We start from the raw sequence: 18,915 nt of genomic DNA on the forward strand, positions 1-18,915 counted from the left end.
TGATTAATAGTGAAGTCGAATAGCGCAATAGCAATAACCCAAATAGGTTTATGTACACCACTGGGTGACACGCCCAAATCAGTGCTTAACAATCTCATTGCCGCGAATATAGCGGGGATGCAGTGGCGTGATGACTTAATGTTTGAACGCCCTGTACTGGTTGGCGAAGTCGCAAGTAAGCTGCCTGAGCTCGGGCCGCAATGGCGACAGTTTAATAGCCGCAATAACCAGCTTGCCTTAATGGCTGCACTGCAGATTGAGCAGTACGTTATTGATGCTAAAACTCAATATAGTGCCAAGCGTATTGGTGTGGTCATTGGCACAAGCACCTCAGGCATCGCCACTGGCGAGCAGGCGTTAGCGCATCAAAGTCAACATGGCGAATTCCCCGCAGGTTATGACTATTCACAGCAAGAGCTCGGCGACAGCAGCCAATTCTTACAATGCTATTTTGGACTCTCAGGACCTTGCTTAACGGTATCCACCGCTTGCTCTTCAAGTGCTAAAGCCTTCGCTAGTGCGCGACGACTACTTAATGCTGAGCTCTGCGATATGGTCATTGTTGGTGGCGTCGACTCCTTGTGCCAATTAACCCTCAATGGTTTCAACTCACTAGAGTCAATCTCGAGTGCCCATTGCCAGCCATTTAGTCGCAACCGTGACGGTATTAACATTGGTGAAGGGGCTGCACTGTTCACCCTAGAGCGAGCTACAGCGCGGGACGACATTCTCGTAAGTGGTGTTGGTGAATCCAGCGATGCTTACCATATTTCGGCACCACATCCTGACGGGACAGGCGCTATCACGGCCATGCAATCTGCGCTAAAAATGGCAAACTTGGACGCTGAGCAGATCAGCTACTTAAACTTACACGGTACTGCAACCCCCAAAAATGATGCCATGGAAAGCCGAGCCGTCACCGCAGTATTTACTCATAAAATTCCCCCATGCAGCTCAACCAAACCGTTAACCGGTCACACCTTAGGCGCTGCCGGTGCTATCGAAGCGGCCTTTTGCTACCTGTTACTGAGCGATTTAAACCTTGATAACAAGCTGCCACCACAGGTATGGGATCAACAGCAAGACACTGACAACCCAGTATTGCCACTGGTTACCTATGGCGATGCCACTGTGCTGCACCACGTTATGAGCAACTCTTTTGCATTTGGTGGCAGTAATGCCAGCCTCATATTCAGCCGCCAAAGAAAAACCACCAATGAGACTAACTCACATGCTTGATCTATCCACCCTTGCCAGCCAGAATGTTGAGCAGTTTATTCCCCATCGCCAACCTATGGTGCTGATCAGTAACCTATTAGAGTATGAAACTGATAATTTACTCACTCAAACCCAAATATTGGTCACTAGCCCCTATTTTGATGACAAGCTGCAAGGAGTAGCAAACTATGTTGGTATTGAATATATGGCGCAAAGCATTGCAGCCTTAGCTGGGGTTGAGGCACATCTTAGAGAAGACATTATCAGGGTGGGTTTTTTACTGGGGACCCGTAAGCTCAAAATGCATATTCCACACTTCAAAGCTGGCGAGATCTACCAAACTAAAGTCACTCGACTGTATCAAGAGGAGTCTGGCTTAGCAGTTTTTGACTGCAAAATCATGCACCAGCAGCAAGTGGTCGCCGAAGCCAATGTAAATGTATTTCAGCCGCAAGACAGCAGTGCCTATATCACTGAAGCAACTGACTAACAACAAATTTAATACCACTTTATAGAGAGCAGTGTTAGCCGATTAAAACAGATAAAAAAGGCCACTGTTGAGGATAAGAGATGACTAAAAGAGTACTAATTACTGGTTCAAGTCGCGGGATAGGCAAAGCAATTGCATTAAAGCTGGCGGCTGCTGGCTTTGATATTGCCATGCATTATTATCAGAATATCGACGCTGCCAATGAAACAAAACAAGCCTTAGAGCAGTTGGGTGTGTCGGTATCTTGCCTTAAGTTTGATATCGCCGACCGCGCAGCCGTAAAACAAGCCATCGAACAAGACATTGGACTGCATGGCGCCTATTACGGCGTGGTATTAAACGCCGGCATTAATTGCGATACCACCTTCCCTGCGATGACAGCATCTGAGTGGGACAGTGTAGTGCACACTAATTTGGATGGGTTCTACAATGTTATCCATCCGACTGTCATGCCAATGGTCCAAGCAAGACAAGGTGGTAGGATCATCACCATGGCCTCTGTTTCTGGTATTGCAGGCAACCGTGGCCAAGTCAATTACAGCGCCTCAAAAGCGGGCATCATAGGTGCCACTAAAGCCTTGTCGCTTGAGCTGGCAAAACGCAAAATCACTGTAAATTGTATCGCGCCGGGGCTGATTGAAACCGATATGGTGGCAGATATTCCTAAGGATATGGTTAACACTATCGTTCCGATGAGACGCATGGGCAAAGCCTCAGAAATAGCAGGACTGGCTAACTTTTTAATGTCGGAAGATGCCGCTTATATCACTCGCCAAGTGATCTCCGTTAATGGTGGCATGATATGAGCCATCTACCACGTAGAGTCGTCGTCACAGGCATAGGTGGAGTTTCCGCCTTAGGCCATGACTGGCCATCGATAGCGAATAATCTAAAGGCACAGAAAAACTGCGTTGTTCGGCTTGATGAATGGGATAAGTTTGAGGGATTAAATACCCGTTTAGCCGCGCCGATCACCGACTTTGAAAAACCGGCACATTATTCTCGCAAGAAAATACGCTCAATGGGGCGCGTTTCCATCATGGCAACACGCGCCAGTGAATTAGCTTTGATTGATGCCAACCTGCTTGATGATCCTGTGGTGACATCGGGCGCTATGGGTATTGCATATGGCTCATCAACTGGCAGCACCGACCCTATTATTGCTTTTGGCGATATGCTCAAAAGCGGTGATATGTCAGGCGTTACTGCAACCAGTTACATTCGAATGATGGCTCATACCACTGCCGTTAATGTCGGGGTGTTTTTTGGCTTAAAAGGTCGAGTGCATACCACAAGTAGTGCTTGCACCTCGGGCAGCCAAGGGATTGGTTACTCCTATGAAGCGATAAAATATGGCCAACAAGACTTGATGCTAGCAGGCGGTGGTGAAGAGCTATGCCCAACTGAAGCAGTGGTGTTCGATACTCTATTTGCCACCAGCACTCAAAATGATGCTCCATCAAAAAACCCAAAGCCATTTGATAAGCAGCGTGATGGCTTAGTGATTGGTGAAGGTGCTTGCACCTTAGTGCTTGAAGAGCTGGAACACGCCCAAGCCCGTGGTGCTAAAATCTATGCCGAAATTATTGGTTTTGGTACCAACTCCGATGGTTTGCACGTCACTCAACCAAATGCTGCCACGATGGAAACATCTATCCGACTGGCACTTAAAGATGCAGATATTGAAGCCAGTGCTATTGGTTACGTCAATGCCCACGGCACAGCGACAGACCGCGGTGATATCGCAGAGACTCAGGCCACCAGCGCAGTGTTTGGCCCATCGCAACCTATCTCATCACTAAAAAGTTACACCGGCCACACCTTAGGGGCTTGTGGCGCTCTTGAAGCTTGGGCAAGCATACAGATGATGAACGAGGGCTGGTTTGCGCCAACACTTAACCTCACTGAGATTGATCCCGAGTGTGGTGAGCTTGATTACATCAAAGATGATATTAGATTACTCGAGACAGATTATGTCATGAGTAACAACTTTGCCTTTGGCGGAATTAATACTTCGCTTATTTTTAAGAAGTGGTCTAGATAACAAATCTACAGCTACCAACCACATTCAATGAGAAGACGGGTTAGTGCACATAGCCGTTATACCTATAATGGAAAACAATCCATTAGAAAAAACTTATTGAAATAAACCTAATAAACGGTTTTAATAGTAACACTATTTTTTAAACTGCTATGGGAAGGAAAATCCATGTCTGAAGTTATACTTTCAAAGCTGTCTAACTGCCAACCTGGAGATAAGTGTTGGCAGCTTATCGAACAAGGTGCTACCGTCATTGATGTTCGTAGCCCTCAAGAGTTTGCCAGCGGACATCTACCCCATGCTATCAATGTTCCGCTAGATACCTTAGCGAGATGGGTTGAATGTATCGATAATTCAAAGCAGATTTTCCTATTATACTGCGGCGCAGGGATCCGGGCGCAAAAGGGCTGCGATATACTTAACGCCAGCGGTTTAGCCAGTGTCGTTAATGCTGGTGCCCTTAAAGATCTATTGGCTTGTAAGCCACAGCGCTAGCATCGCTTAACAACAAAAAGGCCGCTAATGTTAGCGGCCTTTTTGTTGTTAAGTGAAAAGTCATTATGCGCCGAGCAATGCCAGTTGTTGCTTTGCTTGCGCTAAGCCCTGCTCTGTTGCTTCAGGCCCCATTGCCAGTGCTTCGCCGTAGACGAATTCGACATCATCGATCCCGATAAAACCAAGCACGGTGCTAAGATAGGGAACGATATGATCAGAAACAGTATTTCTGTGCACGCCGCCTCGAGTACTAATGACGATAGCCTGCTTACCCTTGATTAAGCCTACTGGGCCATTTTCGCCATAGGTAAATGTCTCTCCAGCGCGCGCAATGAGATCAATCCAGTTTTTAAGCTGAGTCGGTATTGAAAAATTGTACATCGGCGCAGCGATCACAATAGTATCGTGATCTTTAAGCTCTTGAATTAGTTGATTAGACAATGCGACTACATCTTGTTGACGTTGAGATAAATCATCCCCACCTCTCATTGCAGATGCGATTTCACCATCTAAAACTGGAATGGGCTCTGCAGCAAGATCACGTACTGTAATTTCCTTTCCTTGAGCCAAATACTCTTGGCTAAGATGCGTAATCAATTGAGACGATTGCGAGTAATCACCTAAGATACTCGATTTCAATACTAAAACTTTCGACATAATGCACTCCATATAATAATGATCAAGCTAAGATGAATTGCATCGCTCAATCGAATAACGACAGTTTAGAGTGCTATAAAAAACAAAAATAGCGGATAAAGTTCGGCTTACCGTTCGATTAAATAGAAAGAAACTAGCAGCTAACTTCGCCAGCAGAACAAATCAAAACCACGAGTAAGCCTCGAATAGATCATGCAGAAGATTTAGGCAGACTAATAAAAACACCGTCGAACACGGCAGATAGTTTATCGGCGCAAAATAACTCTACGGTTAATGGAATCCGAGCACGCTTGCCTCGCTGCAACACTGACAGATCAGCACCTGCCCATGTTGTTATAGCCACAGGCGCCGCGTCTATTGGCGCGATATAGCGGATATGCGCGTCCGCCAGTACAATATCACCATCAATTTCGGCCAACTGTTGCTGCAACCACACCATGCCCCAACCTGTTAATGTCATCAGCGTATAAATACTGCCCGCAAACATGGTCTGATGCAGATTAACATTAGGTGCTAATGGTGCAGTGACACTAAATTCTTGATCTGTAAACGACAGCGGCCTAACCTGCATAAATTGGCTAGCGGGAATGGTTTGGTACCATGTTTGCTGCAATTGCGTCAGTAACGCAGTTTCATCATAAGACTGCTTCATCGCCAACTACATCTGCAGGTTAAACGTCACCGGGCCATCATTCACCAAGGAGACTTTCATATCTGCGGCAAATTCACCGGTTTGGGTATTCACCCCTTTCGACTGACAAAAATCAACAAAGGCGTGATAGAGTTGTCGCGCTTGATCCGGTGTGCCCGCCCCGGAAAAGCTCGGACGCAGTCCCCGCCCAGTATCTGCGGCCAAGGTAAACTGCGAAACAATGAGTAAACTACCGCCCGCCTGCTCAAGATTTAGATTCATCTTGCCATTTTCATCAGAGAACACGCGGTAACTCATGACCTTGGTGGCCAGTTTTTCCATTTTTGCAATATCATCTTCTCGCTCGACACCGAGCAACACCAAAAGACCTTTGTCTATTGCTCCAATGGTTACACCATCAACGACCACATTTGCTTCACTCACACGTTGAATCAAGGCTATCACTTAACACTCTCCGACTTAAACTTAAATTGATTTGAGTTGTTGCATCACAGGGATTGGTTTAATCACATCCTCTGAGCCTTCTGGCAGTGATTTTCCAACCTGACGCAAACCTTCATCGGTCCAAAGTATAAAGCGACGGATCTCCTCCATGCTTATGGTATCAACAAACGTTGCTGAGCCTTGCACCTGAATCACAGCGCCTTGCTCTCTCACCACAAACTTGGCGAAATTAAGCTTTTGATTGAGTGTACCGATCATTATCAAGATCTCTTTGCTGCCTACATATTTAGGGTGAATAGCATAAAAACGGCTCATCAAGATACGGTCGATACCATCAGGATTGATGCTTGGCTGCAGGATAAACTGACTATTATCAAAGTTTACCGCCACCCCATTAGGCCCAGCTTGAGTTGCTAAGTAATTTTTGCTAATTAAGGCTTCTAACAGCTTTGTTGACGCTTGTTCATTTGTCATGTCACCCAAAGTCACACTATCTGCTGCAATCGTCGTCACTTCAACGTCAGTGTTGTTTTCAGTTGCAGCGCAAGCAGAAAGGCTTAAGACCAAGCTCGCGATTAGTAATTTGTTCATCGGATATAAATTCCTTTCTCTATTTTTTGGGCCATTTCCCGTATGGCGTTCATGATTGCATTCGCCATTTTGACGTCTGCCAATGCATGATAGCCGCCGTTAACTTCCATCACTTTTATCTGATGATTTTCCTTATCTTGCAAAAAATTATGTACAACACCACTCGGACAAACCCAGTCTAACTCTCCTTGAATAATGAGTGTTTCCGCTCGAATATCCATCACAACTTCAGACAGTAACTCAAAAGCACCAAAGTAGTTATTAGCCACATAATATAGCTCAATGCTTGCTAGCGCCTGACTGAGAACGGTATTGTCATCAAATGACTCACACCCGGGGTAAGCTAACGCGACTTCCCAATTTAACCAACGCCTAACAAAATCCTGCCGAATGCTGGTAGAGGTATTTTCAAACCCATCTCGGTAACAGCTGAATAGTCCTTGTAGTTGCTTACCCGATGCAGCTGCCACACTAAAGGCCAGATGCTCTGCTGGAAATAATCGCGCTGCCCCCTGCTGACCATACAGCCACTGGATACTTTCAGGGCTAGGAACAAAAGCGCCCCATAGCACCTGCTTAGTCACTCTATTCGGATAAAGCCCTGCGTACAATAACGCCAGTGTTGCACCAAATGATCCACCTGCGAGCGCCCACTTAGTGATACCGAGCCACTCTCGCACCAGTTCAATATCAGTTAATAGATTACTGAGCTGGTTGTACTCAAGCCCTCCTCTTGGCCGCGAACGCCCCGCACCTCTCTGATCCATCATTATCACCTGATAGACAGATAGATCGAACAAATTTAACTCCTCTACTGAACAACCAGCCCCGGGGCCACCATGCAAATACAGTAAAGGGATACCGTCGATATTACCGTATTGTGCGATGTACAATTCATGTCCGTCACCAACGGTTAACCAGTCACGTGCTATCAACTTCGGCTGATTTAGCATCGGCTTTAAGTACCATTGTCAGATGTCGATTTAACCTGAACTGTATCTATAGGATCTTTATCGCCCGTTGCTGCCTCTATTGCTGCAGCCTCTGCTAATAATGTTGCTCGCGCCAGTTGTCGCTCGCGCAAATATTCCGGTAGAGCGGCAGTGATCTCTGCACCAACCAATACGATTACCCACGAGACATACACCCAAACAAACAAAATGGGGATCACCGCTAATGCTCCGTAAATAGCCTCGTAGCTCGGAAACTGAGTCACATAAAAAGCAAAGCCCTTCTTGCCAAGTTCAAACAACATTGCGGCGACAATCGCACCGAGCAGAGCATGAAAAAACTTAACTTTTTTGTTCGGTACCACCATATAAAGCAGCAAAAACGCGGCCACCGAAAAAATCATTGGTAGGCGCTCAATAATCAGCGGCACCACGCCAGACAGTTCAGAGTCGTGAAATAACTGCAGCGACACTAAATAGGAGGTCGCAACTAAGCTCGCCCCCACCAATACAGGCCCTAGCGTCAGCACCATCCAATACATTGAAAATGATACTGCAACTTGGCGCTTCTCTTTAGTACGCCAAATACTGTTAAGTGACTTGTCGATAGCGGAGATCAACATTAGCGCCACCACCACAAGAGCGGCGACTCCGACGGTAGTGCCTTTAGAGGCATTAGCCACAAATTCATTAATGTAGATCTGTACCGTATCTCCGGCAGCGGGTAAGAAATTGTCATACACGAATCCTTCCAACTGCTCACGAATGCCAGCAAAGACCGGAAAGGCCGACAACATAGAAAACATCACCGCCACAATCGGTACTAGTGACAGTAACGTGACGTAGGCTAAGTGCCCCGCTTTAATATTGACTTGGTCCTCTTTAAAGCGGCGCAGCAAATGTAAAAAAAATGCCCAAATACTCCACAGAAAAGACCGAAATTGATTCACTGCTATCTTATTTTTCACTTGTTACTCTTGATTCTGTTAAAGTTGTACCAAATCTGTACAAGGTTTTAGTTCTATATTGGTACAATAAAGCTTATAACCTTCTCTTTACAAGCATAAGGATTGAATTGATGTCACAACAGGGTTCCGCTGGCAATGTAATTGCCGCTATCGCAAGTTTTTTTATCGCTGGATTAGGTCAACTAGTTCAAGGCCGTATACTTACTGCCATTTTGTTCTGCTTGTTCACATATGCCGCATACGGTATTGCAAGTTTCACACTTGGCCTATTTTTAGTTGTGGCAATCCCATTGCATATTTGGTGCATCATTGATGCTGCGAGATTTAAGAGCTAATTAGTAACCTTATATTAAAGAGTGAATAGAAAAAGGTGATTTCAGGATGAATAAAGGTCTTTCAATTGTGCTTTTAAGCACCAGTTTACTACTCACTGGTTGCCAAAGTGCTTACTATGGCGCAATGGAAAAAGTCGGCTATCACAAACGTGACATCATGGTTGACCGTGTTGAAGACGCCAAAGAATCTCAACAGGAAGCACAGGAGCAGTTCAGCTCCGCTCTCGAAGAGATGCAAGCGCTGCTCAATCATGATGGAGGCGACTTAGAAGGTGCCTACAACAAAGCCAAAGATGAGTATGAGTCAGCCCGAGATGCAGCCGATGACGTGACTAATCGTATCGATAAAGTTGAAGATGTCGCCGAAGCGCTATTCGATGAGTGGCAGACTGAGATTAGCGAAATCAGCAAAGCTAGTCTACGCCGTAGTAGTGAGTCAAAACTGAAACAAACTCGTCGTTCATACACACAACTGCTCAAAAGCATGCGCCGCGCAGAGAGCAAAATGCCACCGGTGCTCACAGCGATGAAAGACAACATGCTTTACCTTAAACATAATCTCAACGCACAAGCTATTGGCGCGATTAAGGGTGAATTTACCAGTCTACAAACAGACATCTCAGGCCTTATCAAAGAGATGAACAAATCGATTGATGAGTCGACGAAGTTTATTGCCTCGCTGGAAGGTAAGTAAGTTATAGCCAAAATTAACATGCATAACTATAGGATTATATGCATGTTAATAGAGCATATTTCATGTCTATAAAGGAATCCATATGACCTTTGCAGTATTGCTACGACAATATCGACAATCAAATGCTTCCAATCAAGCAGAAGTGATTGAAAAACTGCGTAGTATAGATAGCTCCTTTGAAAAGCTTGATGAAACAACCTATTCTCGCTGGGAAAATGCAAAAACTACTCCTTCATTAATTAAGCAAGCTAAAATACTTATTAACTTATCAATGAAATCGGAGTTACGTCAATTAGTTACCAACCATTATACTCATAATAAGTCAACATTAGAAAAGACCATTTCAAATCGTTTTGGATTATATAAAAAAGCTGACACTCCCTACAAGATATTGTTAAATAAAGTGAATATTGAGCACCACAATTGCATTAGCAGTGAATATATTTCCTTTATGGAAGACTTTCACAAAAGCGTGTATTCAAGAAACCTAACAGCAAGTAAAATAGAGTTAACTAAAAACAACAAATCTGACATATATTACTTTAACAACATGCTGGGAAATACAATTGGTCACTTTGCGGTAACACAAGCAAAATGGTCATTACTGGAACCAGTTATAAGAGAGGAATATGAGTTAAACCATAACATAAATACCATAAATAAAGATTCGAAAATACTCTACTTGCTATCTGATTATTCTATTCATAAAGATATATTTCTTTACAAGCACAAGATAATAGCTGACATTGTTTATAATAATGACATTAGTTATGTAATAGCAAAAATGTATATCGGTTTACCACCGCTCCATGAACAATATAAGTTCAAAGTAATTGCTAGTGGACAAGAGGATGATATGGGGGTAAAACACAACCTTAATAAATTCCAATGGATCATGTGCCTAATTCCAGCTGAAAACATAATGACAGCAGTTACAGCTACAATTACAAGAGAAGATATAGATTTAGACATTATAATAACTAATAAATAATAATAATTATAATTACTTGCAATATCTAGGTATACTTTAGCATACCATAATAAAAAACATGAAATTAAATTATGTACAAAACAAAGTTAATATTCACACTGTTATTATATAGCAGCAATTTAACCGCGTCAGAACTACCCCATATAAGCATAAATCAACATCTATTTAAATGCGGACAACTTCCGCTAATAAAACTAAATCTAGTAAAAAAGGACATTGAGAACATTAATATAACTTTATATTTACAACAAAGCCATATAAAAGAACAGTTACAGACCTTCCCATTAGGCAAATACCTTTTAATCGCGAATGGGAGGGAATATATAACAGATTTGAAATCATCATTAAATGTTACTATGACTTACAAAAACAAAGAAACCATCACGTCAGTATACAGTATACCTTTATTCAGCATGGAAGAAATTGTAAGTGAGTCGAACTCCCTTTGCCCCCTATCTCCTATGGAAAGAAAACCAATTAATAACTGCCTAATAGAAAACCATAATAACATGACACTTTGGTCTATTGCATCAATATATAAGACTAGATGGAAGACCAATATATATGCTGCAATGCTTGGTATTTTTGAAACCAATAAAGACAAATTTCAAAATAAAAACATAGGTATAATGCTAAAAAACTCAAAATTAAAGTGCCCAACAAAAAAACTGTTATCTAGCTATCAAGATAAAAAAACTGCAAAAGAAATATTTCAATTATTGATAGGGAAAAACTAGTTGTTAAACCCCATTAAACCCCATTAAACCCCATTAAACCCCATTAAACCCCATTAAACCCCATTAAAGCCCATTAAAGCTTATTAAAGCTTATTAAAGCTTATTAAAGCTTATTAAAGCTTATTAAAGCTTATTAAAGCTTATTAAAGCTTATTAAAGTCCGTATCAGTTTAACACCAAGTATAATCCATTCTGAAAATTCAACAAAAACTAAAAGTTAACACGCTTATCACGCACAGTGACTAACATTTCGCAACCACTAGTTCACATCATTAACAGTGTTATTTGGAGTACAAATTGTCTAAATGTCGAATACTAAACTTATGTAACTCAAATGACCTTAAGTCTATACAATGTTTTTATAAACTACAAAGCATCGTAAATATTTCAGGAGATAGAGTAGCCTCAGAATTGCTGATTGACAGACTAAAACTAACTAGTAACCTCTACGATCTTGAGCGAAAGTTAAGGTTTGGTTCGCTTTGCGCGAATGCCTTAAATACAGCATCAAAGCTATCATTTGAAAAAGAACTATTTATTAATATTGAACGACGTAATCTTTGCGATATAAAGACACTGATTCACATTAGAGACGCGTCAATTAGTTTATGTGATCTAGGAGTGAAGCTAGTCATTGAAATAACGGAACGGAATTTATGTGGTAATTGCCCTAGAATAGCTGAAGGTTTAACGTTTCTAAGACAGTGTGCCATTAGCTTAGCGGTTGATGATTACGATTACATAAACTATGACTTCAGAGAAGATGAGGTCAAAAAGAATAACTATTATGAATATATAAAAATCACAATGGCTTCAAATGAGAATGAATTAAAAAAGATGAATGAATTCATAAAAATTTTATCTGAAACACATAAGATTATAATCGAAAGAATAGAGAATGAAAAAGAAATATACAAAATAGACCAAAAGTACATATGGGGCATGCAAGGCTTTGCTTTTTGTAACGGCGTCTCATTGCCTCACCATATATCATCGTAATAAGGTCACAAATTCTAACCACAACACAAAAAGAGAAAAACATGAAAAAAGTTATTTTAAGCTCACTACTAATAGGTTTAACCCCATCAATAAATGCACAAGCTTCCAACGAAATTACTTTTCTTGGCGAAGTAACTGCAAATACATGTGTAGTTAATGTTGAAGGGCTTGAAAATAGTCCTACAGTTTTATTGCCTACAGTAAGCACGTCAGAACTTACTGATCCAACAACCTATGCAGGGGGCACTGAGTTCGATATCAATGTTACCGGCTGCACCGTTGATGCCGTTAATCCAACTAATATTGGAGTAAAATTTGTTGCAAATCGTGCAACAGAATATGGAAACCTGACTAATACCGGCACAGCTGACAAAGTTGAAATTGCAATAAAAAGAAGTAGTACTTATATAGACTTTTCTGTTCCCGTGACAGATAGCGATGCAATCACAATTGCTAAGGGTGAAACATCCGGCTCTGCAACTTATAACGTTGAATATTACACTCACGCAGGTAGTGCGACCGCTGGTAGTGTAGTTGCATCTGTGCAGTACGCCATTACGTACCTTTAGAGATAAAACCAATGACTTAGGCTGCGACCAACTAATGTTGCAGCCTAAGCTATTTAACAGGAATAATTATGAGAAAATCATTTGCTGCTTTAGCTATCTTTATAATGTCTTACTCCCTATCGGGTGAAGCAAATGTAATATTAAATAAAACTAGAGTAATAATTAGTGAGGAGAATAATCAAAATGCACTATTGTTTACAAATAACGACAACCATCCAAATATAATTCAGTCATGGGTAACATCAAATAATGATATCGATGGAACATTTGAAAATGGATTAAGTAACTTTTTCATAACACCTCCGATTTTCAAAATAAATCCAAGTGAAAGCCAAGAACTTAAAATAAAATATATCTCAGAACAGCACAATCCTTTAGAGGAAAATCTATTCTATTTTCATTTCTTACAAATTCCACCAGTAAAAAAAACAAAAAATGACAGTAAAAACCAACTGGTTATCACTCAGAAGCACACTATAAAACTATTTTATAGACCGAAAGCTTTAAAAGACATTGATTTCAACATTAATACCGACCTGTTAGTTACACCGAAAAATATCGACTCAAACCTTGCTTTTTTAATAAAAAACACAAGTAAGTACTATGCAAACATTTTAAACATTAAGGTTAATGAATTACAACAAAAAAATACTATTTGGAATTCAAGAATAATGGTACTAAAACCAGGTGAAGACAAGTTATTGTTAACTAAAACCACTTACCTTAAAAAGTATAACAAAGTAACTTACCAGGTTTCATTAGTTGGGGATCATGGTGGACTAGTAAAATCTAACCATATAATTACTAAATGAAAAAATTATTAGCTATCTCTTTATTTCCGCTGATGTCGTTAGCCGAAAATCACAAGCAATATTACAGCATGTACGATTCGTACAAATATGACGACTCGGAAAAACATGATTCAGACGAATACTCCTTTGATGGTAAATTAGTATTTGGCGAAGAATATAATACAGATTTAAAGCAGATAACCAATGGCATATTCGACAATGGTAACTATTTATTGGACGTTTACATAAACGATAGAATAGTAAGACAAAATCAAGAGGTAAAAATATACAACCAACCTAACAGACCTTTAATATGCCTAGATAGAAAGTTTTGGAAGTTAAGTGGGATTAATATAACAGATAAAATAGTCAAAATAATAAATTCAAAAAGTGACTGTATTTCAACAGAAGAACTAAACATTGACATTGATTACAAAATCAACAAGAACGCTCTAAAAGTCTCTATGAACATCCCTCAAATTCACATGAGAAGAAGGCATGGTGATAATAAAAGAGATAGTTGGGACTATGGCCAAACAGCTGTATTTACAAACTACAACTCCAACATATTCGTAATAAAAGGTCGTAATGAACAGTCTGTAAATAGTCCAACACTCTCTGGACACCTTAGTTTAAATTCTGGTATTAACATAGGGAAATTACAAATCAGAAATCGAACATCTTATATTTTCAACCAAAACAAAGATCGTTACAGTGCTAATTGGAATTCATTTCAAACTTATGCAAATATTATACTTCCAGTACTTAACAGTAGTATTAGAATAGGTGATGCTTTTACACTAAGTAATACCTTTAGCTCAGTGAGCTTCATTGGTGCACAATTGAAATCTGACAAAAGGATGCAACCTCGATCGCAACAAGGTTATGCGCCAGTTGTTCGCGGTGTTGCTGCCAGTACATCAGAGGTAAAAGTTAAACAAAATAATGTAGTTATCTACCAAACAACAGTTCCAGCAGGACCATTTGCAATTGAAGATATTGTGACAACAAATGTTAGACGAGATCTTGAAGTAGAAGTCACTAATGTAAATGGTGAAATAAGCCATTTTATCGTGCCTTACGTAGCAACTAGTAATTCTTTACGAGAAAATACTAGTCAATACGAAGTTTCTATTGGAATTCTTGAAGAATTGGAGTCAAATCCGGCTTTTGTTGATTTGGTCTACGAACGCGGCATCAATAATATGTGGACATTAAACGGTGGCCTACGTATTTCAAAAAACTACTTTTCAGTAGGTAGTGGAGCAATAATAGCCTCACGTTTAGGTGCCCTTGGTTTTAATGCTGTATACGCACAAGCCAATTTAGGAGAGCAACATAGTCGTGGGTGGAAGCTAGGAGTCGATTACAGTAAATACTTTGCAACAGGCACCAATGTATCATTAGCAAATTATCAGTACTCAAGTGAAAACTTCATCGAACTAGGTTCAGTCGATGACGAGCTACATCGCCTACAAAGCGAAAATAACGCCCTTGATTTTAACAGTAAAATTCGAGATTTATCATCGGTAACAATTAACCAAAATCTTTCAGCGTTTGGTAATTTGTATACCAGTGCCTCCATGACTAATTATCGTGGAAACTCGCCTGCAACCAAACAGATTCAATTAGGATATAGCAACGATTTTGGTATTTTAAGTCTAAATCTATCGTATTTAAAGCAATTATCTAACAACAGTATTCAGCAGTTTAACGAAGATATCATATCGCTTTCATTATCTATTCCATTTGATAATATGCGTTGGAATAGTAACTTTAACAAAACCAAACATGCAGGTGAAAGCTACTCTTTAAGTATGGCTAATTTGCCCACAGAGCAGGGAAATGTAACTTACGGTATTCAGTTAACAAAAGACAACTCCAATAACCTTATTAACGGCAGTCTCAACAAGCAATTTAGTGCATTAAATCTGTCTTTAGGAGCCGGAGTTGGTGATGCTAACTATCAAGCAAATGCTAGTTTACGTGGTGGCCTAGTAATCCATAGTGGGGGGCTAACATTCAGTCAGCCGCTAGGCAACTCCTTTGCAATTGTAAAAGCAAAAGGAGCTGATGGTGCACAAGTTAATGGTCAAAATATTACAATTGATAATAACGGATATGCTGTAGTACCTTCCTTGACCCCTTATAATGAAAACCATATTTCATTAAACACTTCCAATACTCAATATGATATTGAACTGTCATCTAATGGGACATCTATTATTCCTGTAAATGGTGCTAGCGTTGAAGTTGAATTTGAGGTCGTCGCAGGTCAACCGATACTGGCACACTTTCAATTTAATAATGGAACAAATCTTGAACTTGGAAGCTATGTGTATGACGAAGATAATCAATTGCTTGGAATGATAGCCCAAGGCGGTTATAGCTACCTTAGAGTTGAAGATCTGCAGGGGGATTTGACTGTTAAATGGGGAAGGAAGTCCCAATACAGTTGCCAAACTAATTACCAAATTCCCGAACAGAATAATACTCAAAAATTAGCTAAACTAAAACTGGAATGTCTATGAAAACCACTATTAGAAACCTTTTTATTAGTCTGCTAATACTACCTTGTTTAGCGAATACTTCAAACGCCTCTTGTGTAAAGGTGACAGGGTGGACTGGTGCAACAGATAGCAATATTGGCCAACTTAACCTAAACCCGAGAGTAGTAAACCTTAGTATAACTGCAGATTCGAATGATAATGGAAAAATACTAAGTTCAGGAGTTGTATCCCCAGAACAGTTTGGCCAAATTGGAGGCTATGATCCAGAAACAGTGCTATTTCGTTGTGATCCTGGAGATATTAACGATATTTTTGAAGTCTATGCGACTAACGGTGATAACGCTTATAGTGGCTCTGTAGATGCAGGTGCAACATATGGATTCGAACATAGTTATGCTACCGCCTATCAAGATCTAGCGATTAGAATATCCCACGTTAATTCAGGACGTTATTTTTCAAAAAACTGGAATGAGTTTAAATTGACAAACTTAGACACTGATACGTCAGGCAGTATTCTAGTGAAAGTCAAGAATTTTAGCCCTATATCAGTTGAACTGCTCCGAATGGAGCATGGATATGGCTATAGCAGCAGTGGCAACTACGCCTATGCACAACCAGCTGGCTATATGACTATACGTGGGCCAGGCTTACACTCAGCTCTAGTTTCAGGAGCTAATTCAGCGTCCACAATTACTGGTTGGTTTAGTGGGTGGCCAATGGCCATTGGGCTAAGCGGTAATGTAACAATTAGACGCACTAATGAATGCGTTTTTTATACAGTGACCCCTGTAGTAACCTTTCCATTGATTTCCATTGCAGAGTTGCAAGCAGGGCAGACTAGGACTGCGCAGTTCAGTATATCTTACATCTGTGAAAATGGAGCGATATCAGGTACTGGGAGCAACGCTAACGCTATAGGAATTAAACCCAGTATTCAAGCTGGAGTTGCAGCAACAAGTCTTGGTTTGAAAACCAACGGCAATTCGGTAACTCACTTGCTTGATTACCAATACTCTTCTGGTGACGCTAGCATTGCAAAAGGTGTTGGAATTCGCATCGTTGATTCTGCCAGTAATTCACTAAACCTAATGTTAGATGAAAATAAATTTGGAGGGGGGGTTAAAGATGGCTGGAACCCTCTACTATCCACATCGGTAGGGTTACAAGTAGAAAACTATACAGCGACGCTTGAGGCATTACCAACACCTGACAATACAATTACACCTGGTCGAATACATGCAACAGCAAAAATATTTATCAGAGTTCAATAACATGAAATGGTTTATATATCTAATATTAATGATTGGAATGTTAATTTTATCACTGTGCCGCGCTAATGCCGGTGTTGTGCTAAATCAACAAAACAGGTTAATTTATGATAGAGATTCTATTAGACAACAATTTACTGTAACTAACCACAACAATTATGAAGTTATCACCAAACTATGGGTAAGTAAGTCAGACTTTAGTAATTCACCCGACTTAACCTCTGTTAACTTTATAGTAAGCCCACCTATAATCATATTAAAAGCAAAGCAAACTAAATCACTACATATAATTAGCATCAATAATGAGCAGTTCCCAACAGATAGAGAAAGTTTATTTTGGATAAATATAGAAGAACAAAAAAAAATAACTAAAAATCTATCTAAAAACAAGAATGCAATGCTACTTTCAATGCAAACTATGTATAAAGTTCTGGTTAGACCATCACACATTGTAAAGCCAAGCATTACTGCCTTCAAAAAACAAAAATTTAAACTTAACCACAAGGGTAGTTACTTAACCATTACAAACCCAACGCCTTACGTCATAACTTACAATAAAATCTCTCCTTATAAAAACTGTAAGAGTACGATTATATTTAGTGGAATAGTAAAACCTAAGTCTAGCCATAAGGTAAAGATAGATAAAGAATTTCTAAAGTGCCTAGAAGACAAAATTATATATAGCAATATAGATGATCAGGGGGACCACATACAAAACATAGGTGAAATAAGTAAAATACCACCTTAAATTCAATTAAACCTAACAATTCCATCTAAAAATCAAGTTCAACTGATCATTTTTATCGCATACCCTTTACAGCGAATTGTGATAAGTTCACAATGACTTCCTTTAATTAATGTTCTAGCTTGATGAATAAGTACTGGTAGACTATTGACTCCTACAACTTGATCTGGCCAGACATAATAAATTATGTCTGATTTAGATATAACTTTAGCTTCATTTTTTAACAAAATACAAAGTAACCTAATCACATTATCACTAACTAGTAAACGACTAGAATCATTTACTAGTTTATTAGCACTTTCTTTGTGAATACCTACAGTCTCCACTAAGCCATTGAATTTAGGGCACAACCTACAACTTAAATATTCATCATAAAGATCACACATGATATCACTCACTAATTTATCACCAACCATACATTCGCACTTCATTTAAAACTATATTTTATCTCAAAATAATTAAATCCGAATGGCATATCAAAAATATTATTATTACGTAATGCTAACTATAGCCATAAAAATTAATTTTATGTTAACCAACGCCTTACCTTTATGATAATAATAATTAATAATTAATAATTAATAATTAATAAAGCTTCTCATTTGCATTTACTATCCTAACTTTTCTGCATCAATCAAGATTTTTAGAGCTAGCGCACACATTTATACTTTTGCTTTGAACGATTTTAAAATAACTCACTCTTAGCTTTTATCTTCGAATCATTACTCAACGAAACTGTTATGAGCTTTATCGAATCATTAACCCTTAGC

Annotated in this window: 22 protein-coding genes; 15 read left to right on the forward strand and 7 right to left on the reverse strand. The window is 39.9% G+C overall.

What is annotated here, in order from left to right; genetic code table 11:
- The first annotated feature begins 6 nt into the window (after nucleotides 1-6).
- From JK628_RS20715 to JK628_RS20735, 5 genes are all read left to right on the forward strand, one after another.
- Nucleotides 7-1,239 carry a beta-ketoacyl-[acyl-carrier-protein] synthase family protein gene (locus JK628_RS20715; protein WP_443020020.1) on the forward strand — a complete coding sequence of 411 codons (1,233 nt, stop codon included), beginning with the start codon at nucleotides 7-9 and terminating at the stop codon, nucleotides 1,237-1,239.
- Complete coding sequence (locus tag JK628_RS20720) at nucleotides 1,217-1,708, forward strand: ApeP family dehydratase (protein ID WP_237524080.1); 492 nt, start codon at nucleotides 1,217-1,219, stop codon at nucleotides 1,706-1,708. The genes JK628_RS20715 and JK628_RS20720 overlap by 23 nt, the downstream gene beginning before the upstream one ends.
- Before the next feature lie 80 nt (nucleotides 1,709-1,788).
- Entirely contained in the window at nucleotides 1,789-2,514 is a 726-nt protein-coding gene (locus tag JK628_RS20725) for a 3-ketoacyl-ACP reductase FabG2 (RefSeq protein ID WP_202286797.1), read from the forward strand.
- Nucleotides 2,511-3,752, forward strand: coding sequence for a beta-ketoacyl-ACP synthase (locus JK628_RS20730; RefSeq protein WP_202286798.1), 1,242 nt, complete (start codon nucleotides 2,511-2,513; stop codon nucleotides 3,750-3,752). Before JK628_RS20725 ends, JK628_RS20730 begins: the two co-directional genes overlap by 4 nt.
- Nucleotides 3,753-3,917: 165 nt before the next feature.
- Nucleotides 3,918-4,244 (forward strand): rhodanese-like domain-containing protein, encoded by a 327-nt coding sequence (locus JK628_RS20735; protein WP_202286799.1) that lies wholly within the window; start codon nucleotides 3,918-3,920, stop codon nucleotides 4,242-4,244.
- Nucleotides 4,245-4,307: 63 nt separating this feature from the next.
- Here JK628_RS20735 and JK628_RS20740 read toward each other — a convergent pair whose 3' ends face one another.
- From JK628_RS20740 to JK628_RS20765, 6 genes are all read right to left on the reverse strand, one after another.
- Complete coding sequence (locus JK628_RS20740; protein ID WP_202286800.1) at nucleotides 4,308-4,901, reverse strand: FMN-dependent NADH-azoreductase; 594 nt, start codon at nucleotides 4,899-4,901, stop codon at nucleotides 4,308-4,310.
- 190 nt (nucleotides 4,902-5,091) lie between these two features.
- A complete protein-coding gene (locus JK628_RS20745; RefSeq protein ID WP_202286801.1) occupies nucleotides 5,092-5,553 on the reverse strand; it encodes a thioesterase domain-containing protein in 462 nt (153 codons plus the stop codon).
- Between the two features lie 6 nt (nucleotides 5,554-5,559).
- Complete coding sequence (gene dtd / locus JK628_RS20750) at nucleotides 5,560-5,997, reverse strand: D-aminoacyl-tRNA deacylase (RefSeq protein WP_202286802.1); 438 nt, start codon at nucleotides 5,995-5,997, stop codon at nucleotides 5,560-5,562.
- 21 nt (nucleotides 5,998-6,018) lie between these two features.
- Entirely contained in the window at nucleotides 6,019-6,588 is a 570-nt protein-coding gene (locus tag JK628_RS20755; protein ID WP_202286803.1) for a hypothetical protein, read from the reverse strand.
- Nucleotides 6,585-7,541 carry an alpha/beta fold hydrolase gene (locus JK628_RS20760; RefSeq protein ID WP_202286804.1) on the reverse strand — a complete coding sequence of 319 codons (957 nt, stop codon included), beginning with the start codon at nucleotides 7,539-7,541 and terminating at the stop codon, nucleotides 6,585-6,587. The genes JK628_RS20755 and JK628_RS20760 overlap by 4 nt, the downstream gene beginning before the upstream one ends.
- Nucleotides 7,542-7,546: 5 nt before the next feature.
- Nucleotides 7,547-8,506, reverse strand: coding sequence for a virulence factor BrkB family protein (locus JK628_RS20765; RefSeq protein ID WP_202286805.1), 960 nt, complete (start codon nucleotides 8,504-8,506; stop codon nucleotides 7,547-7,549).
- A gap of 110 nt (nucleotides 8,507-8,616) precedes the next feature.
- Between JK628_RS20765 and JK628_RS20770 the strand changes: the two genes are divergently transcribed.
- From JK628_RS20770 to JK628_RS20815, 10 genes are all read left to right on the forward strand, one after another.
- Nucleotides 8,617-8,841, forward strand: coding sequence for a hypothetical protein (locus tag JK628_RS20770; RefSeq protein ID WP_202286806.1), 225 nt, complete (start codon nucleotides 8,617-8,619; stop codon nucleotides 8,839-8,841).
- Between the two features lie 46 nt (nucleotides 8,842-8,887).
- Nucleotides 8,888-9,535, forward strand: coding sequence for a DUF2959 domain-containing protein (locus tag JK628_RS20775; RefSeq protein WP_202286807.1), 648 nt, complete (start codon nucleotides 8,888-8,890; stop codon nucleotides 9,533-9,535).
- 82 nt (nucleotides 9,536-9,617) lie between these two features.
- Entirely contained in the window at nucleotides 9,618-10,526 is a 909-nt protein-coding gene (locus JK628_RS20780; protein ID WP_202286808.1) for a helix-turn-helix domain-containing protein, read from the forward strand.
- 332 nt (nucleotides 10,527-10,858) lie between these two features.
- A complete protein-coding gene (locus tag JK628_RS20785; RefSeq protein WP_202286809.1) occupies nucleotides 10,859-11,263 on the forward strand; it encodes a hypothetical protein in 405 nt (134 codons plus the stop codon).
- Between the two features lie 297 nt (nucleotides 11,264-11,560).
- Nucleotides 11,561-12,262: a hypothetical protein gene (locus JK628_RS20790; RefSeq protein ID WP_202286810.1), complete on the forward strand. Its 702-nt coding sequence runs from the start codon at nucleotides 11,561-11,563 to the stop codon at nucleotides 12,260-12,262.
- Between the two features lie 41 nt (nucleotides 12,263-12,303).
- Nucleotides 12,304-12,831 carry a fimbrial protein gene (locus JK628_RS20795; RefSeq protein WP_202286811.1) on the forward strand — a complete coding sequence of 176 codons (528 nt, stop codon included), beginning with the start codon at nucleotides 12,304-12,306 and terminating at the stop codon, nucleotides 12,829-12,831.
- A 68-nt stretch (nucleotides 12,832-12,899) separates the two neighbouring features.
- Complete coding sequence (locus JK628_RS20800; RefSeq protein ID WP_202286812.1) at nucleotides 12,900-13,643, forward strand: fimbrial biogenesis chaperone; 744 nt, start codon at nucleotides 12,900-12,902, stop codon at nucleotides 13,641-13,643.
- Nucleotides 13,640-16,153 (forward strand): fimbria/pilus outer membrane usher protein, encoded by a 2,514-nt coding sequence (locus JK628_RS20805; RefSeq protein WP_202286813.1) that lies wholly within the window; start codon nucleotides 13,640-13,642, stop codon nucleotides 16,151-16,153. The genes JK628_RS20800 and JK628_RS20805 overlap by 4 nt, the downstream gene beginning before the upstream one ends.
- Entirely contained in the window at nucleotides 16,150-17,403 is a 1,254-nt protein-coding gene (locus tag JK628_RS20810) for a fimbrial protein (RefSeq protein WP_202286814.1), read from the forward strand. The genes JK628_RS20805 and JK628_RS20810 overlap by 4 nt, the downstream gene beginning before the upstream one ends.
- Nucleotides 17,369-18,148, forward strand: coding sequence for a fimbrial biogenesis chaperone (locus JK628_RS20815; protein ID WP_202286815.1), 780 nt, complete (start codon nucleotides 17,369-17,371; stop codon nucleotides 18,146-18,148). Before JK628_RS20810 ends, JK628_RS20815 begins: the two co-directional genes overlap by 35 nt.
- Before the next feature lie 38 nt (nucleotides 18,149-18,186).
- Here JK628_RS20815 and JK628_RS20820 read toward each other — a convergent pair whose 3' ends face one another.
- On the reverse strand, nucleotides 18,187-18,561 hold the full coding sequence (locus JK628_RS20820) for a winged helix-turn-helix domain-containing protein (protein WP_202286816.1): 375 nt from the start codon (nucleotides 18,559-18,561) through the stop codon (nucleotides 18,187-18,189).
- Nucleotides 18,562-18,915: the final 354 nt, after the last annotated feature.

The sequence above is a fragment of the Shewanella sp. KX20019 genome (assembly GCF_016757755.1).
Lineage (GTDB): Bacteria > Pseudomonadota > Gammaproteobacteria > Enterobacterales > Shewanellaceae > Shewanella.

Coding starts and splice junctions, on each gene's coding strand:
- JK628_RS20720 (WP_237524080.1), top strand. CDS start 1,217: ATGAGACTAACTCACATGCTTGATCTATCCACCCTTGCCAGCCAGAAT.
- JK628_RS20725 (WP_202286797.1), top strand. CDS start 1,789: ATGACTAAAAGAGTACTAATTACTGGTTCAAGTCGCGGGATAGGCAAA.
- JK628_RS20730 (WP_202286798.1), top strand. CDS start 2,511: ATGAGCCATCTACCACGTAGAGTCGTCGTCACAGGCATAGGTGGAGTT.
- JK628_RS20735 (WP_202286799.1), top strand. CDS start 3,918: ATGTCTGAAGTTATACTTTCAAAGCTGTCTAACTGCCAACCTGGAGAT.
- JK628_RS20740 (WP_202286800.1), bottom strand. CDS start 4,901: ATGTCGAAAGTTTTAGTATTGAAATCGAGTATCTTAGGTGATTACTCG.
- JK628_RS20745 (WP_202286801.1), bottom strand. CDS start 5,553: ATGAAGCAGTCTTATGATGAAACTGCGTTACTGACGCAATTGCAGCAA.
- JK628_RS20755 (WP_202286803.1), bottom strand. CDS start 6,588: ATGAACAAATTACTAATCGCGAGCTTGGTCTTAAGCCTTTCTGCTTGC.
- JK628_RS20760 (WP_202286804.1), bottom strand. CDS start 7,541: ATGCTAAATCAGCCGAAGTTGATAGCACGTGACTGGTTAACCGTTGGT.
- JK628_RS20770 (WP_202286806.1), top strand. CDS start 8,617: ATGTCACAACAGGGTTCCGCTGGCAATGTAATTGCCGCTATCGCAAGT.
- JK628_RS20775 (WP_202286807.1), top strand. CDS start 8,888: ATGAATAAAGGTCTTTCAATTGTGCTTTTAAGCACCAGTTTACTACTC.
- JK628_RS20780 (WP_202286808.1), top strand. CDS start 9,618: ATGACCTTTGCAGTATTGCTACGACAATATCGACAATCAAATGCTTCC.
- JK628_RS20795 (WP_202286811.1), top strand. CDS start 12,304: ATGAAAAAAGTTATTTTAAGCTCACTACTAATAGGTTTAACCCCATCA.
- JK628_RS20800 (WP_202286812.1), top strand. CDS start 12,900: ATGAGAAAATCATTTGCTGCTTTAGCTATCTTTATAATGTCTTACTCC.
- JK628_RS20805 (WP_202286813.1), top strand. CDS start 13,640: ATGAAAAAATTATTAGCTATCTCTTTATTTCCGCTGATGTCGTTAGCC.
- JK628_RS20810 (WP_202286814.1), top strand. CDS start 16,150: ATGAAAACCACTATTAGAAACCTTTTTATTAGTCTGCTAATACTACCT.
- JK628_RS20815 (WP_202286815.1), top strand. CDS start 17,369: ATGCAACAGCAAAAATATTTATCAGAGTTCAATAACATGAAATGGTTT.
- JK628_RS20820 (WP_202286816.1), bottom strand. CDS start 18,561: ATGGTTGGTGATAAATTAGTGAGTGATATCATGTGTGATCTTTATGAT.